This window comes from Pseudomonas donghuensis, assembly GCF_000696345.2.
GTDB lineage: Bacteria > Pseudomonadota > Gammaproteobacteria > Pseudomonadales > Pseudomonadaceae > Aquipseudomonas > Aquipseudomonas donghuensis.
This window is the reverse complement of the sequence record NZ_CP071706.1, coordinates 5,396,161-5,410,386: the sequence shown is the minus strand read 5'-3', so window position 1 is coordinate 5,410,386 and position 14,226 is coordinate 5,396,161. Positions and strand designations below refer to the sequence as shown.

Here is a 14,226-nt window from a genome sequence, read left to right as displayed (position 1 = left end):
CCAAGGAATCACTTCGCTTGGGGCTTTTCGGTATTAGTGGTGCCCAGAGACGGAATCGAACCGCCGACACGGGGATTTTCAATCCCCTGCTCTACCGACTGAGCTATCTGGGCAACGGGGCGCATTAAAAGGGTTTTTCGGATTTACGTCAACGACTTTTTGAAAATTTTTTAAATTAATTCCGTCGCTTACGATTTTCCGGGGTTATTCGCTAGGTGGAACGTAGCCTTCGGCCTTCTCGTAATCCTGGCCGGAGAAGAACTTGTCCATCTCGCCCTGGAGGAATTTACGGTCCTCGGCGTTCATCATGTTCAGGCGCTTCTCGTTGATCAGCATGGTCTGCTCTTTTTGCCAGTCGGCCCAGGCCTTCTGCGAAATGTGATCAAAGATGTCCTGGCCCTTGGCGCCCGGGTAGGGTGGACGCTCAAGGCCTGGCAGTTCTTCGTTGTACTTGCGGCACATTACGGTGCGGGTCATCGCGACTCTCCTGTAAGCAATACGTCGGCCGCGCGTTTAAGCAGTTTTTTCACCGGGGCGGCAAGGCCCAGGCGCGGCGGGGTGGCGAGGTTATACCAGAGCCAGTCGGCCTCGGCCACGTGGTCGGTGGCGGCGTCGACGCGCACCAGCCACGGCTCGATGGCCAGTTGGAAATGGCTGAAGGTGTGGGTCAGGCCGTCCAGCGCCTGGCTGCCGGCCAGGCTCAGGCCGTGCTGGTCGGCCAGATCTTCGATTTGTTCGATGTTGTCCAGCTCCGGCAGGCTCCACAGCCCGCCCCAGAGGCCGCTGGACGGGCGCCGGTAAAGCAGGATGGCGCCTTCGTGGTTGGCCAGCAGCGGCATCAGCGTACGCTTTTGCGGCAGCTCCTTGCGCGGCTTGGGCACGGGGTAGCGGATTTCCTGGCCGAGCATGTGCGCCTCGCAGCCAACCTTGAGCGGGCAGAGCAAGCAACTGGGCTTGCTGCGGGTGCACAGGGTGGCGCCGAGGTCCATCATTGCCTGGGTGTAGTGATTTACCCGGCTGTGCGGGGTATAGCGCTCGGCGTTGGCCCACAATGCCTTGGCCACCTTCGGCTCGCCCGGGTAACCCTCTTGCGCGGTGTAACGGGCCAGCACGCGCTTGACGTTGCCGTCGAGGATCGGCGCACGCAGGCCCATGCTGATGCTGGCAATGGCGCCGGCCGTGGACAGGCCAATGCCCGGCAGGTCGGTGAGCTTCTCGACATCGCGGGGAAATTCGCCGCCGTACTGCTCGACGACGATTTTTGCGGTTTTTTGCAGGTTGCGCGCCCGGGTGTAGTAGCCCAGGCCGGTCCACAGGTGCAGCACTTCGTCCTCGGGGGCCTCGGCCAGGGCCTGGACCGTGGGCAGGGCCTCCATGAAACGGCCGAAGTAGTTGAGCACGGTGCTCACCTGGGTCTGCTGCAACATGATCTCCGAGACCCATACCCGATACGGGGTGATGCCCTGTTGCCAGGGCAGGTCGTGGCGGCCGTTACGGTCGTACCAATCCAGCACGGCGCTGGAAAACTGCTCTGGGCTCATCGCTTGAACAACCCCTTGAGCGCGTCTTTGAGCTCCGGGCTGACCTTGTCACCGAGCTTCTCGTCGATCTTCTCGCTGAGCTTTTCGCTGACTTTGTCGCCGGCAAGCTTGGCCGCGACTTTGCCCAGGCCGTCTTTATCCAGGCGGCAGGCCTTGGCGCCCAGTTCCAGTGGGCCACGGCAGCGCAGCGGCAGTTCCAGGCCGACATAGCGCTCGCCGACCTGGCAGGCCGGGTCGGGCATGTCGCGCTTGTCGCCTTCGACAATCACGCCAATGCGGTAGTCCATGCCCAGCACGCGCAGGTCGAGGTCGCCCTGGCCGTTGACGGTCAGGCCGGGAATCCGTGCCTTGAGGTCAGGGTTGCTGGCTACGCCGTTACGCATTACCAGGCTGCCCTTGAGCTCCTGGAACGGGGTGTCCTTGCCGCGTGGTTCGCCGCTCAAGGTCTTGCGGTTGAGGGTGGCAATGGCCTGGCACAGCTGCTGCTCGAGGTTGGCGTTGACCAGGACGCCGTCGTTGATGACGAAGCTGGCATTGCCGTTGAGGGTGTCGACCAGGGCTTTCTGGCTGTTGCCTGTGGCGGTCAGGTCGCTGTTCAGGGTCAGCAGGCCCTTGACCGGTGGGGTGGCGGTTTCGCTCTTGATGAAGTGCTCGACCGGGACCCGGTTGATGCGGGTGTTGAGGCCGATCTGCGGCACTGCCGGGCGCACGTCGAGGGTGCCTTTGCTTTCGAAGTCGCCGTTGTACAGGCCGCCACGCAGGGTTTCCAGCGTGATCAGGCCACCCTGGCCCTGGGCCTTGAGGTTGGCGTTTTCGATCGGCAGTTTGTCCAGGGTCAGTTGGCCGAAGGTCAGCTCGGCTTGCAGGTCGAGCTGGCGCAGGCGATCGACCGGCAGCAGCTTGTCGTTGCTCCAGGCCACCTGGGTGGGCGCATCTGGCAGCGGCGTGGTGCCGGCACCGGCCAGGGCGCTGGCTTCTTTGCTCTGCACTTCAGCCTGGCGCGCGGCCTTGGCGCCTTTGGCCACATCGCTCTTGGCCAGCAGGTAACGGTCGGCGTCGAACTTGTCGGCCTTGAGCTGCACGCGCAGGGCCTGCTTGGCGACGTCCTCGACGGCCAGGCGGCCGGTAAAGGTGCTGTCGTCGAGCTTGATTGCCAGGTCTTCCAGGGCCAGGCTGTTCGGCGTGCCTTGCAAGCGGGTGACCAGCTCGACCTTGCCCAGGGTGCTGGCGTCGGCCGAAGCCGGCAGCGGGTGGCCGATGCTGTCGAGGAAGTTGCGCAGGTCGAACTGGGCAATCGACAGGCCGCCGCTCAGTTGCGGGGTTTTATCGAGGTCGCGCAGGTTCAGTTCGCCAAGGGCACGCAACTGGTTGGCCGAGAGCTTGAGGCCGTTCCATTCGGCGACGTTGGCCGCCAGATCAACCAGCAACTGGCCTTGGGCTGCGAAGGTCATGGTTTTGCCTTGCAGCGGCTCGCCCGAGGCTTCGCCGCTGAGCTTCATGTCTTCGAACTGGTAGCGCTTGAGCCGGCGGTCGAAGCGCAGCTCGCCGTTCAGCTCGGTGCGCGCCTTGACGACTGGCTGGCCGGCGCTGAGGAACGCGGTCATCTTCAGCGGGATGTTCACCCCTTCATGCACGGCGCCAGTGCTCAGCTGGATGCTTTCGGCAGCGAAACTCTGGCCGCTGCGGGCGTCGTTGTACTGCACGCGGGCGTTGTTGACGGTCAGGCTGTCGATATCGAGCTTGACCAGGCGCTCGCTGGCGCTGTCGGTGCTGGCTTGCGCGGGTGCCTCGGCAGGGGCGCTGCTGCCATCGGCCGGTGCCGGGGTAGCGGCGGGCAATGGCTTGCCGATGTCTTCCCAGTTGCCGTGGCCGTGTTCATCGCGGCTGAGCGTCAGGTTCAGGCCTTCGACGCGCACGTCGCTCATCTGCACTTCACGACGCAGCAAGGGCAGCACGCGTACCGACAGACCGAGCATCTGCAGGTCGGCAAACGGCACTTTCGGGTTGTTCAGGGTGGCGATGCTGGCCTCATGCAGCTCCAGCCCCAGCCAGGGGAACAGGCTCCAGCCGATATCGCCATTGAGCGTCAGCTCGACGTGGGCCTTGTCGCGTGCCAGCTGGCGAATCTCGTCTTTGTAGTCGTTGGGATCGAAGAGGTGGGTCAGGGCGAAGCCCAGAGCCACAATGATCAGCAACAACCCGAGAAGCACCAGCCCCAGGATTTTGCCGAACGCTTTCATGGGCGAGTCCTTGTAGTCCGATTTCTAAATTCAGCCGCAGAGTATAGCGCTGCGGTTATCACCACTGGGTGATATGGGGCGAAGGTTTAGTCCTGCAAAGGTGTCGGATTCGACAACAGGGGGTAGGACAGTTCCTTGCCGGGGGGATCAGTTGTTGAACTCACGACGGTATCAGTTTGCGCTCAGCGCCCAGCGCAAATGCTACTCTCTCGCCGCTCTTGGGCCCTGCTGCGGCTTTTTGTCGCGTAAAAGGGCCGTTCGCCAACAAAAAACGACCAGTTGCCTCAGGGCCAAGGTCGAGGGCCGTGAGCGCTTCATACCTACGAGGGGAGTACAACAATGAGCAGCAGCATCACGGCCGGAGCCATCGCCAGCGCGCCCGGTTTCCTGTCCAAGGAGCGGATCATTGCCCGCCCGGGTTTCAACCGCTGGCTGGTCCCGCCAGCGGCGCTGGCCATTCATCTGTGCATTGGCATGGCCTACGGGTTTTCGGTGTTCTGGTTGCCGCTGTCGCAGGCCATCGGTATCAATGCGCCGGTCGTGTGCTCGGAGCAGACCCACTTTCTACTGCGTATGTTCACCACCGAGTGTGACTGGCCGATCTCGATGCTCAGCTGGATCTACACGCTGTTCTTTGTCTTCCTCGGCTGTTCGGCGGCCATCTGGGGTGGCTGGCTGGAGCACGCCGGGCCGCGCAAGGCCGGCGTTGTATCGACCCTGTGCTGGTGCGGCGGCCTGCTGATTTCTGCCTTCGGCGTCTATACCCACCAACTGTGGCTGATGTGGCTGGGCTCCGGGGTGATCGGCGGTATTGGCCTGGGGCTTGGCTACATTTCGCCGGTCTCGACCCTGATCAAGTGGTTCCCGGACAAACGCGGCATGGCCACCGGCATGGCGATCATGGGCTTTGGCGGTGGTGCCATGGTCGGTGCGCCGCTGGCGGCAGCGCTGATGAATCACTTCGCCACCCCTGAAGACGTCGGCGTCTGGCAGAGCTTCGTGGTGATGGCGGGGATCTACTTCGTGTTCATGCTCGGCGGCGCCCTGGCCTATCGCGTGCCGCCCACCGGCTGGAAGCCTGAAGGCTGGAGCGCACCGCTGAAAAAGGCCAACAACGCGATGATCACCCATCGCCATGTACATGTCAGCGTGGCGTGGAAAACCCCGCAGTTTGTGCTGATCTGGCTGGTTTTGTGCCTGAACGTGTCGGCGGGTATCGGTATTCTCGGCATGGCCTCGCCGCTGTTGCAGGAAGTCTTTGCCGGCAAGCTGCTGGGCAGTGACCTCAGCTTCAGCCAGCTCACCGCCGCGCAACTGGGCCAGATCGCCGCGATTGCCGCCGGCTTTACCGGCTTGCTCAGCCTGTTCAACATCGGCGGGCGCTTCTTCTGGGCGTCGTTCTCCGACTACATCGGGCGCAAGAACACCTATTTCGCTTTCTTCGCCCTGGGCGTGGCGTTGTATGCGCTGGTGCCGAACATGGGCCACCTGGGCAACATCGCCCTGTTCGTGGCGGCGTTCTGCATCATCTTGTCGATGTATGGCGGTGGCTTTGCCACGGTGCCGGCGTACCTGGCTGACCTGTTCGGCACGCAGATGGTCGGCGCCATTCACGGCCGCCTGCTGACCGCCTGGGCCGCAGCCGGGGTGCTGGGCCCGGTGCTGATCACCTACCTGCGCGAATATCAGCTGGAGCTGGGCGTGCCGCGGGCGGCGGCCTATGACATTACCCTGTACATCCTTGCCGGGTTGCTGGTGCTGGGCTTTATCTGCAATGGGCTGGTACGGCCGGTGGCCGACAAGTACTTCATGACCGATACCGAGCTCGCCGCCGAACGGGCCTTGAGCCATGACCAGGGCAGCGTCAGCGAGCGCGTGCTGGAGTGGCAGGCGGATCCGGCCAGCACGCCGCTGGTGCTGGCGGCCTGGTTGGTGGTCGGGGTGCCGCTGGCCTGGGGGATCTGGGTGACGCTGCAGAAGACGGCGGTGTTGTTCAACTAGGTCTGCTGCGCAGACCATCGCCGGCAAGACCGGCTCCCACAGGGTTCACCGATCATTGTGGGAGCTGGCTTTGCCAGCGATGGGGCGCACAGCGGCCCGACTAAATTCCCTGCCGCGCGTCATCTGCGTTTCAAGCCGGGCGCTTCTGGGCCTATAATGATCACCTTTTTCGCCCAATGATTTTGCGGAGCTGGTGATGGTCGAACGTAAGGCTTCCGTCGAGCGCAATACTCTGGAGACCCAGATCAAGGCCTCGATCAACCTGGATGGCAGCGGCAAGGCCCGATTCGATATCGGTGTGCCTTTCCTTGAACATATGCTCGACCAGATCGCCCGGCATGGGCTGATCGACCTCGATATCGAATGCAAGGGCGACCTGCATATCGACGATCACCATACCGTCGAAGACGTCGGTATCACCCTGGGCCAGGCTTTCAGCCAGGCCATCGGCGACAAGAAGGGCATCCGCCGCTACGGCCATGCCTACGTGCCGCTGGACGAAGCGCTGTCGCGGGTGGTCATCGACTTTTCCGGGCGCCCGGGCCTGCAGATGCACGTACCGTATACCCGCGCGTCGGTCGGTGGCTTCGATGTCGACCTGTTCCAGGAGTTCTTCCAGGGCTTCGTCAACCACGCCAACGTCACCCTGCACATCGACAACCTGCGTGGGCACAACACCCACCACCAGATCGAGACCGTGTTCAAGGCCTTCGGCCGCGCGCTGCGCATGGCCATCGAACTGGATGAGCGCATGGCCGGGCAGATGCCATCGACCAAGGGTTGCCTGTAATGCAGACGGTTGCCGTTATCGACTATGGCATGGGTAACCTGCACTCGGTGGCCAAGGCCCTCGAGCACGTAGGCGCCGGCAAGGTCCTGATCACCAGCGACGCCGACGTGATTCGCGAAGCCGACCGCGTGGTGTTCCCGGGTGTTGGCGCGATCCGCGACTGCATGGCTGAAATCCGCCGTCTGGGCTTCGACAGCCTGGTGCGTGAAGTCAGCCAGGACCGTCCGTTCCTCGGCATCTGCGTTGGCATGCAAGCCTTGCTCGATCACAGCGAAGAGAACGACGGCGTCGACTGCATCGGCCTGTTCCCGGGCAATGTGCGTTTCTTCGGCAAAGACCTGCACGAAGACGGCGAGCACCTGAAGGTGCCACACATGGGCTGGAACGAAGTCGTCCAGAGCATCGACCACCCGCTGTGGCACAACATCCCCGACCGTGCGCGCTTCTACTTCGTGCACAGCTACTACATCACCGCCGGCAAGCCGGGTCAGGTGGTGGGTAGCGGTCACTACGGCGTCGACTTTGCCGCAGCGCTGGCCGAAGGCTCGCGCTTTGCCGTGCAGTTCCACCCGGAGAAGAGCCATACCCATGGCTTGCAGCTGCTGCAGAACTTCGCTGCCTGGGACGGGCGCTGGTAATGGGCAAGTCCAGGGCCAAGCCGCCGATCCTCACGCTGGCACCGGAACAGGAACGCGAAGCGCTCGATACCCTCAAGCGCTTTCTCGAAGACCGTTTCGAGCTGCAGCTGGGGTCGTTCGAGGTGGCCGAGGTCCTGGAGCTGTTCACCAAAGAGATTGCCCCGCACTACTACAACAGGGCGATTTTCGATGTGCAGAACCACCTCAAGGAACGGTTCGAGAGTATCGAGAGCGACCTCTGGTCGCTAGAGAAAGGCAGCTGAAAGCGACAAGCTGCAAGAGAACAGACGCGCATGCTTGCAGCTTGTAGCTAGCAGCTTGCAGCTCTTTTTTACGAAGGAAAAAAGCATGCTGATTATCCCCGCTATCGATCTCAAGGACGGTGCTTGCGTACGCCTGCGCCAGGGCCGCATGGAAGACTCCACGGTATTCTCCGACGACCCGGTGAGCATGGCCGCCAAATGGGTTGAAGGGGGCTGCCGCCGCCTGCATCTGGTTGACCTCAATGGCGCCTTCGAAGGCCAGCCGGTCAACGGCGAAGTAGTTACCGCGATTGCCAAGCGCTACCCGACCCTGCCGATCCAGATCGGTGGCGGCATCCGTTCGCTGGAAACCATCGAGCACTACGTCAAGGCCGGCGTCAGCTACGTGATCATCGGTACCAAAGCGGTCAAGGAGCCAGAGTTCGTTGCCGAAGCCTGCCGCGCCTTCCCGGGCAAAGTGATCGTGGGCCTGGATGCCAAAGACGGCTTCGTCGCCACCGACGGCTGGGCTGAAGTCAGCTCGGTGCAGGTCATCGACCTGGCCAAGCGTTTCGAAGCCGACGGCGTCTCGGCCATCGTCTACACCGACATCGCCAAAGACGGCATGATGCAGGGCTGCAACGTGCCGTTCACCGCAGCCCTGGCCGCGGCCACCAAGATCCCGGTAATCGCCTCCGGCGGTATCCACAACCTCGGTGACATCAAGGCCCTGCTTGACGCCAAGGCGCCGGGCATCATCGGTGCGATCACCGGCCGCGCCATTTACGAAGGCACCCTGGATGTCGCCGAGGCACAAGCCTTCTGTGACGCCTATTCGGCTAGCTCCAAGTCGTAAGCTGCAAGCTGCAAGTTAAAAGCGCGACCGAGTCGCTCTTTCTTGCAGCTTGAAGCTTGAAGCTTGCAACTCGAGGACTACCTATGGCTTTAGCCAAACGCATAATTCCCTGCCTCGACGTCGACAACGGCCGGGTGGTCAAGGGCGTCAAGTTCGAGAACATCCGCGATGCCGGTGATCCGGTGGAAATCGCCCGGCGTTACGATGAACAGGGCGCTGACGAGATTACCTTTCTCGACATCACCGCCAGCGTCGATGGCCGCGACACTACCCTGCATACCGTCGAGCGCATGGCCAGCCAGGTGTTCATCCCGCTGACCGTGGGCGGTGGCGTGCGCACCGTGCAGGACATCCGCAACCTGCTCAACGCCGGTGCCGACAAGGTCTCGATCAACACCGCCGCGGTGTTCAACCCGGAGTTCGTTGGCGAAGCCGCCGCGCACTTCGGTTCGCAGTGCATCGTGGTCGCCATCGACGCCAAGAAAGTCTCCGGCCCGGGCGAAACCCCGCGCTGGGAAATCTTCACCCATGGCGGACGCAAGCCGACCGGCCTGGACGCGGTGGAGTGGGCGAAGAAGATGGAAGGCCTGGGTGCCGGCGAAATCCTCCTGACCAGCATGGACCAGGACGGCATGAAGAACGGCTTCGACCTGGGGGTAACCCGGGCGATCAGCGATGCCCTGGGTATTCCGGTGATTGCGTCCGGTGGTGTGGGCAACCTGCAGCACCTGGCCGACGGGATTATCGAGGGGCATGCCAGCGCGGTGCTGGCGGCGAGCATCTTCCACTTCGGTGAGTACACGGTGCCAGAGGCCAAGGCGTTCATGGCCAAGCAGGGGATCGTCGTTCGCTGAGGCTTTGTGGGAGCCGGCGTTGCCGGCGATGCTATCAGCGCGGTCTCCTCTGCACCGCGTTGTCTGCATCGCTGGCAACGCCAGCTCCCACAAGTGCCCTGCGATAGCTTTCAGCCCAGGTTCTTGCCCAGCAGCGCGTGGTACAGCTCGCTGTCGCCAAGAATACCCACCACTTTGTTCCCTTCCTGAAGCACCAGCTTGTTGCCGGTCTGGTAACGGATCTGCAGGGCTTCGCGCATGCCGATGCTGGCGCTGACCAGGGTCGGCTTGCGGCCAAGGCCCTCGACTGCTTCACCCGGTGCCCAGTTCTGCAGGTCCATGCCGTTGGCCCCCTGGCGCGCCCCCTTGATGGTGTTGCCTTCGGCCAGGTCCAGCCAGGAGTCGCCACCCGGGTCCAGGCATACCGAGCCATTGATGCGCTTGCACTTGTCCAGGGTGCGCATCAGGCTGCGGCCGCACAGCACGTTGAGCGGGTTGGTGTGGGCGACGAAGGTGCGCACATAGTCGTCGGCCGGGTTGAGGACGATTTCCTCCGGCTTGCTGTACTGGATGATCTTGCCGTCTTTCATGATCGCAATGCGGCTGCCGAGCTTGAGCGCCTCGTCCAGATCGTGGCTGACGAAGACGATGGTCTTGTTCAGCTTGTGCTGCAGTTCCAGCAACTCGTCCTGCAGGCCCTGGCGGATCAGTGGGTCGAGGGCCGAGAAGGGCTCGTCCATCAGCAGGATGTCGGCATCCATGGCCAACGCCCGGGCCAGGCCGACCCGCTGCTGCATGCCACCGGAGAGCTCATCGGGCTTCTTGTTGCGCCATTGGGTCAGGCCCACCAGCTCGAGTTTTTCGTCGACCAGCTTGCGCCGTTCCTTCTCCGGGCGGCCCTGCATTTCCAGGCCGAAGCTGATGTTCTCGCGCACCGTCAGCCAGGGCATCAGGGCGAACTTCTGGAACACCATGGCGATGCGCTTGGTGCGCATCATCTTCAGTTCCGCCGGGGTGCAGTGGGCAATGTCGATATGCGAGCCTTCGTGCTCGACGAACAGCTTGCCGCGGCTGACGGTATTGAGGCCGTTGATGCAGCGCAGCAGGCTCGACTTGCCCGAACCGGACAGGCCCATCAATACGCAGATCTCGCCCTTGTTGATGTCCAGGTTGGCTTTCTCGACCCCGACCACCAGGCCGGTCTGCTTCAGGATCTGTTCGCGCGAAAGGCCCTGGTCGAGCAGGCTCAGGGCCTCGCGCGGTCGGCTGGAGAAGATAACGTCTACGTCTTCGAAGCGAATAATGCTCATGCTTCACTCCTTACCGGTACGTCGGGTTGTTTGCAGATACGGTCGAGCATGATCGCCAGCAACACGATCGCCAGACCCGCTTCGAAGCCCAGAGCGATATCGGCAGTGTTCAATGCGTTGACCACAGGTTTGCCCAGGCCATCGGCACCCACCAGCGCGGCAATCACCACCATCGACAGCGACAGCATGATGCATTGGGTGACGCCGGCGGCAATGCTCGGCATGGCGTGAGGCAGTTCGATGCGCGACAGCAGCTGGCGGCGCGAGCAGCCAAAGGCCTTGCCGGCATCGAGCAGTTCCTGGGGCACGTCACAGATACCCAGGTAGGTCAGGCGGATCGGTGCGGCGATGGCGAACACCACCGTCGAGATCAGCCCGGGGACCACGCCAAGCCCGAACAGGGTCAGGGTCGGGATCAGGTAAACGAAGGTAGGTACCGTCTGCATCAGGTCGAGGACCGGGCGCATGGCGGTGTAGAACATCGGCTTGTGTGCGGCGAGGATACCCAGTGGCACGCCGATGGCCACGCAGACCAGGGTGGCGAACAGCACCTGGGCCAGGGTCTCCATGGTTTCCTGCCAGTAGCCAAGGTTGAGGATCAGCAGGAATGACAGTACGCAGAATGCGGTCAGCGCCCATTTGCGCTGGATCAAGTGCGCGATCACTGCAATCAGGCCGATCAGGACGAAGGGATTGAACCAGGTCAGCGCCCCGGTTACACCATGAATCATGTATTCCAGTGCTGCCGCGAAGGCATCGAAGTAGTTGGCGCCGTGTTGCGTCAACCATTCAACGAAGCCTGCGATGTACTGGCCCAGAGGGAGTTTTTCATCGATCAGCATGATAGCGAGCGTCCACCTGCAAAAGTTTGAAGACAGCCTGCGGCGGGGCCAGCCCGCCGCAGGCAGTGCTTACTGCGTGAGTTTGGCTTTGGCTGCCTCCAGGCCAGGCTTGCCGTCAACAGTGGTAACCCCGGCCAGCCAGGTGTCGAGCACCTGCGGGTTCTTCTTCAGCCAGGCCTTGGCTGCAGCGTCGGGTTTCATCTTGTCGTCCAGGACGTTGCCCATCAGGGTGCTTTCCATGTCGAGGGTAAAGGACAGGTTCTTCAGCAACTGGCCGACGTTGCTGCATTCCTGCACATAGCCCTTGCGGGTGTTGGTGAGGACGGTGGCCTTGCCGTATTCGGGGCCGAAGAAGTCATCGCCGCCGTCCAGGTACTTCATCTTGAAGCGGGTGTTCATCGGGTGCGGTTCCCAGCCCAGGAACACCACGGCGGTGTCGCGGCGCTGGGCACGCTCCACTTGTGAGAGCATGCCGGCCTCGCTGGACTCGACCACCTTGAAGCCGGCGTCCTTGAGGCCGAAGGCGTTCTTGTCGATCATGCTCTGGATGGTGCGGTTGCCGTCGTTGCCCGGCTCGATGCCGTAGATCTTGCCGTCCAGCTCCTTCTTGAACTTGGCAATGTCGGCGAAGCTTTTCAGGCCCTTGTCATACAGCGCCTGGGGCACGGCGAGGGTGTACTTGGCGTTCTCAAGGTTGGCCCGTACGGTTTCCACGGTGCCGGCATCGCGGTACTGCTTGATGTCGTTTTCCATGGTCGGCATCCAGTTGCCGAGGAACACGTCCATGTTCTTGCCATCGGCCAGCGACTTGTAGGTCACCGGTACCGAAATCATCGTGGTCTTGGTCTTGTAGCCCAGCGACTGGAGCACGACGCTGGTGACCGCGGTGGTCACAGTGATGTCGGTCCAGCCGACATCGGAGAAGTTGACGGTGTGACACTGCTCGGGCTCGGCGGCCTGGGCCAGCACCGGCAGACTCAGCACTGCGGCCAGCAATAGCGAGGGTGAACCTTTCATTCGATGGACTCCTGGGTTTTTTTTCGGATGTCCCACGGGACCGCCGTGCTTTATGGTTTGCATTCGGTCGGGCCTGACTATCGGGCGATAGCGGGACGGCTGCCGTGCAATCGAGTCGATACCGATCATCTAACAGCCAAAATCAAACGCCTACAGGGTGCGTCGTATCCAGTACAGACAGGGTCGCATCCAGTGCCGATGAGGTCGTTTACAGATTTATCTCGCCCTGTAAACGCAGTTTCGCTACCTCTGCACCGCAAAAAAACGGCGCACAAGCGCGGCTGACAGCTGGCGGCGTTGCTGGGCAAGAGCGCGTCGGTTGCAGACGTCAGAGGTCCTGGCAAAAGCCTGATGATGCGCGGAATCGGCGGATTGCCGCCTATTTAGCGTAGCAGTTGCGGCGCCCTTGGCTTGGGCTGTGGGGCTGCACATTCAGGAGGTAGGTGGCATGGCCATCAGTGTGTTCGACCTGTTCAAGATCGGCGTTGGCCCATCCAGTTCCCATACCGTCGGGCCCATGCGCGCCGCGGCGTTGTTCGTCCAGGGCCTAAGCCTGCGCGGTGAGTTGGAGCAGGTGCGGCGCATCGAAGTGCGCCTCTACGGTTCGCTGTCGGCCACCGGTATCGGCCATGGCAGCGACAACGCGGTGATCATGGGCCTGATGGGCGAATGGCCAGACGCCATTGACCCAGCGCAGATCGCCCCGCGCATCGCCGCACTGCGCGAAACAGACACCTTGCTGCTCGACGGCCGGCTCGAAGTCGGTTTCGTCTGGGCCCGCGACATGCGGCTGCTCGACGAGAACCTGCCGTACCATCCCAACGCCATGACCCTGATCGCCGAAGGTGCTGCGGGCGAGCTGCACCGTGATACCTATTACTCGGTGGGGGGCGGCTTCGTGGTCGATGCAGCCCAGGCTGCAAGCGGCGTCCTTGACGCTGACAACACCGTATTGCCGTACGATTTCGACAGCGCTGTGGAGCTGCTTGAACTGTGCAAGAAAAACGACCTGCGCGTGTCGCAATTGATGATGGAAAACGAGAAGGTATGGCGCAGCGAAGCTGAGATTCGCGCCGGGCTTTTGAAGCTGTGGCACGCCATGCAGGACTGCGTCGAAAACGGTCTCAAGTACGAAGGTATCCTGCCCGGCGGGCTGAATGTGAAGCGTCGGGCCGCCAAGCTGCACCGCAGCCTGCAGGAGCTGAACAAGCCCAACGTGATCGGCTCGACCCTGAGCGCCATGGAGTGGGTCAACCTGTATGCCCTGGCGGTCAACGAAGAGAACGCTGCGGGCGGGCGCATGGTGACGGCGCCGACCAATGGCGCGGCAGGGATCATTCCGGCGGTGCTGCACTACTACATGCGCTTCAGCGACGAAGTCAGTGAAGCCAATGTCGTCGACTTCTTCCTCGGTGCAGCAGCAGTGGGCATCCTGTGCAAGAAGAACGCTTCGATCTCCGGTGCCGAAGTCGGTTGCCAGGGTGAAGTCGGTTCGGCCTGCGCCATGGCCGCTGCCGGCCTTGCGGAAGTGCTTGGCGCCACCCCGGCGCAACTGGAAAACGCTGCCGAGATTGGCCTGGAGCATAACCTGGGGCTGACCTGCGACCCGGTTGGCGGGCTGGTGCAGGTGCCGTGCATCGAGCGCAATGCAATTGCTGCGGTCAAGGCGATCAATGCGGCGCAGATGGCGTTGCGCGGCGACGGCGAGCACTTTATCTCCCTGGACCGGGTGATCCGCACCATGCGCGATACCGGCGCCGACATGCACGACAAGTACAAGGAAACCTCGCGCGGCGGCCTGGCGGTCAGCGCTATCGAATGTTGAAGCGTTGCGGCGGCCTGCGCCGTTTTCGTTCACGTTTGGCCTGCGCGCTGCCTTTTGGCGCGCTGGCCGATCCCTCCCCGGGTCACCGGCT

13 protein-coding genes and 1 tRNA gene are annotated in these 14,226 nt (G+C 62.5%); 7 read left to right on the top strand and 7 right to left on the bottom strand.

All coding sequences use genetic code 11. The features are described 5' to 3' along the window. Positions 1-37: 37 nt before the first annotated feature. The 4 genes from BV82_RS25155 to BV82_RS25140 form a co-directional block, all read right to left on the bottom strand. A tRNA-Phe gene (locus BV82_RS25155) sits at positions 38-113 on the bottom strand. Between the two features lie 91 nt (positions 114-204). Next, positions 205-477, bottom strand: a complete 273-nt coding sequence (locus BV82_RS25150; protein WP_010221316.1) for an oxidative damage protection protein — start codon at positions 475-477, stop codon at positions 205-207. Next, entirely contained in the window at positions 474-1,541 is a 1,068-nt protein-coding gene (gene mutY, locus BV82_RS25145; protein WP_010221317.1) for an A/G-specific adenine glycosylase, read from the bottom strand. The genes BV82_RS25150 and mutY overlap by 4 nt, the downstream gene beginning before the upstream one ends. Continuing rightward, positions 1,538-3,781, bottom strand: coding sequence for an AsmA family protein (locus BV82_RS25140; RefSeq protein WP_036995006.1), 2,244 nt, complete (start codon positions 3,779-3,781; stop codon positions 1,538-1,540). Before BV82_RS25140 ends, mutY begins: the two co-directional genes overlap by 4 nt. Before the next feature lie 339 nt (positions 3,782-4,120). Between BV82_RS25140 and BV82_RS25135 the strand changes: the two genes are divergently transcribed. The 6 genes from BV82_RS25135 to hisF all read left to right on the top strand — a co-directional run bounded on the left by BV82_RS25135 (position 4,121) and on the right by hisF (position 9,162). Then, on the top strand, positions 4,121-5,782 hold the full coding sequence (locus BV82_RS25135; protein ID WP_036995007.1) for an OFA family MFS transporter: 1,662 nt from the start codon (positions 4,121-4,123) through the stop codon (positions 5,780-5,782). A gap of 196 nt (positions 5,783-5,978) precedes the next feature. Then, a complete protein-coding gene (gene hisB / locus BV82_RS25130; protein ID WP_010221320.1) occupies positions 5,979-6,572 on the top strand; it encodes an imidazoleglycerol-phosphate dehydratase HisB in 594 nt (197 codons plus the stop codon). Continuing rightward, a complete protein-coding gene (hisH, locus tag BV82_RS25125; RefSeq protein ID WP_010221321.1) occupies positions 6,572-7,210 on the top strand; it encodes an imidazole glycerol phosphate synthase subunit HisH in 639 nt (212 codons plus the stop codon). The genes hisB and hisH overlap by 1 nt, the downstream gene beginning before the upstream one ends. After that, positions 7,210-7,473: a DUF2164 domain-containing protein gene (locus tag BV82_RS25120; protein WP_036995008.1), complete on the top strand. Its 264-nt coding sequence runs from the start codon at positions 7,210-7,212 to the stop codon at positions 7,471-7,473. The genes hisH and BV82_RS25120 overlap by 1 nt, the downstream gene beginning before the upstream one ends. 85 nt (positions 7,474-7,558) lie before the next feature. Continuing rightward, complete coding sequence (gene hisA / locus BV82_RS25115; RefSeq protein ID WP_010221323.1) at positions 7,559-8,308, top strand: 1-(5-phosphoribosyl)-5-[(5-phosphoribosylamino)methylideneamino]imidazole-4-carboxamide isomerase; 750 nt, start codon at positions 7,559-7,561, stop codon at positions 8,306-8,308. A gap of 83 nt (positions 8,309-8,391) precedes the next feature. Continuing rightward, positions 8,392-9,162, top strand: a complete 771-nt coding sequence (hisF, locus tag BV82_RS25110) for an imidazole glycerol phosphate synthase subunit HisF (protein WP_010221324.1) — start codon at positions 8,392-8,394, stop codon at positions 9,160-9,162. Positions 9,163-9,272: 110 nt separating this feature from the next. Here the strand turns inward: hisF and choV are convergent, their stop codons facing one another. The 3 genes from choV to BV82_RS25095 all read right to left on the bottom strand — a co-directional run bounded on the left by choV (position 9,273) and on the right by BV82_RS25095 (position 12,310). Continuing rightward, positions 9,273-10,451: a choline ABC transporter ATP-binding protein gene (gene choV / locus BV82_RS25105; protein WP_010221325.1), complete on the bottom strand. Its 1,179-nt coding sequence runs from the start codon at positions 10,449-10,451 to the stop codon at positions 9,273-9,275. Further along, positions 10,448-11,296 (bottom strand): choline ABC transporter permease subunit, encoded by an 849-nt coding sequence (gene choW / locus BV82_RS25100; protein WP_174242343.1) that lies wholly within the window; start codon positions 11,294-11,296, stop codon positions 10,448-10,450. Before choW ends, choV begins: the two co-directional genes overlap by 4 nt. A gap of 66 nt (positions 11,297-11,362) precedes the next feature. Beyond that, positions 11,363-12,310: a choline ABC transporter substrate-binding protein gene (locus BV82_RS25095; RefSeq protein WP_010221327.1), complete on the bottom strand. Its 948-nt coding sequence runs from the start codon at positions 12,308-12,310 to the stop codon at positions 11,363-11,365. Between the two features lie 448 nt (positions 12,311-12,758). Here BV82_RS25095 and BV82_RS25090 point away from each other — a divergent pair, with 448 nt between their 5' ends. Further along, positions 12,759-14,135, top strand: a complete 1,377-nt coding sequence (locus BV82_RS25090) for an L-serine ammonia-lyase (protein WP_010221328.1) — start codon at positions 12,759-12,761, stop codon at positions 14,133-14,135. Positions 14,136-14,226 lie beyond the last annotated feature (91 nt).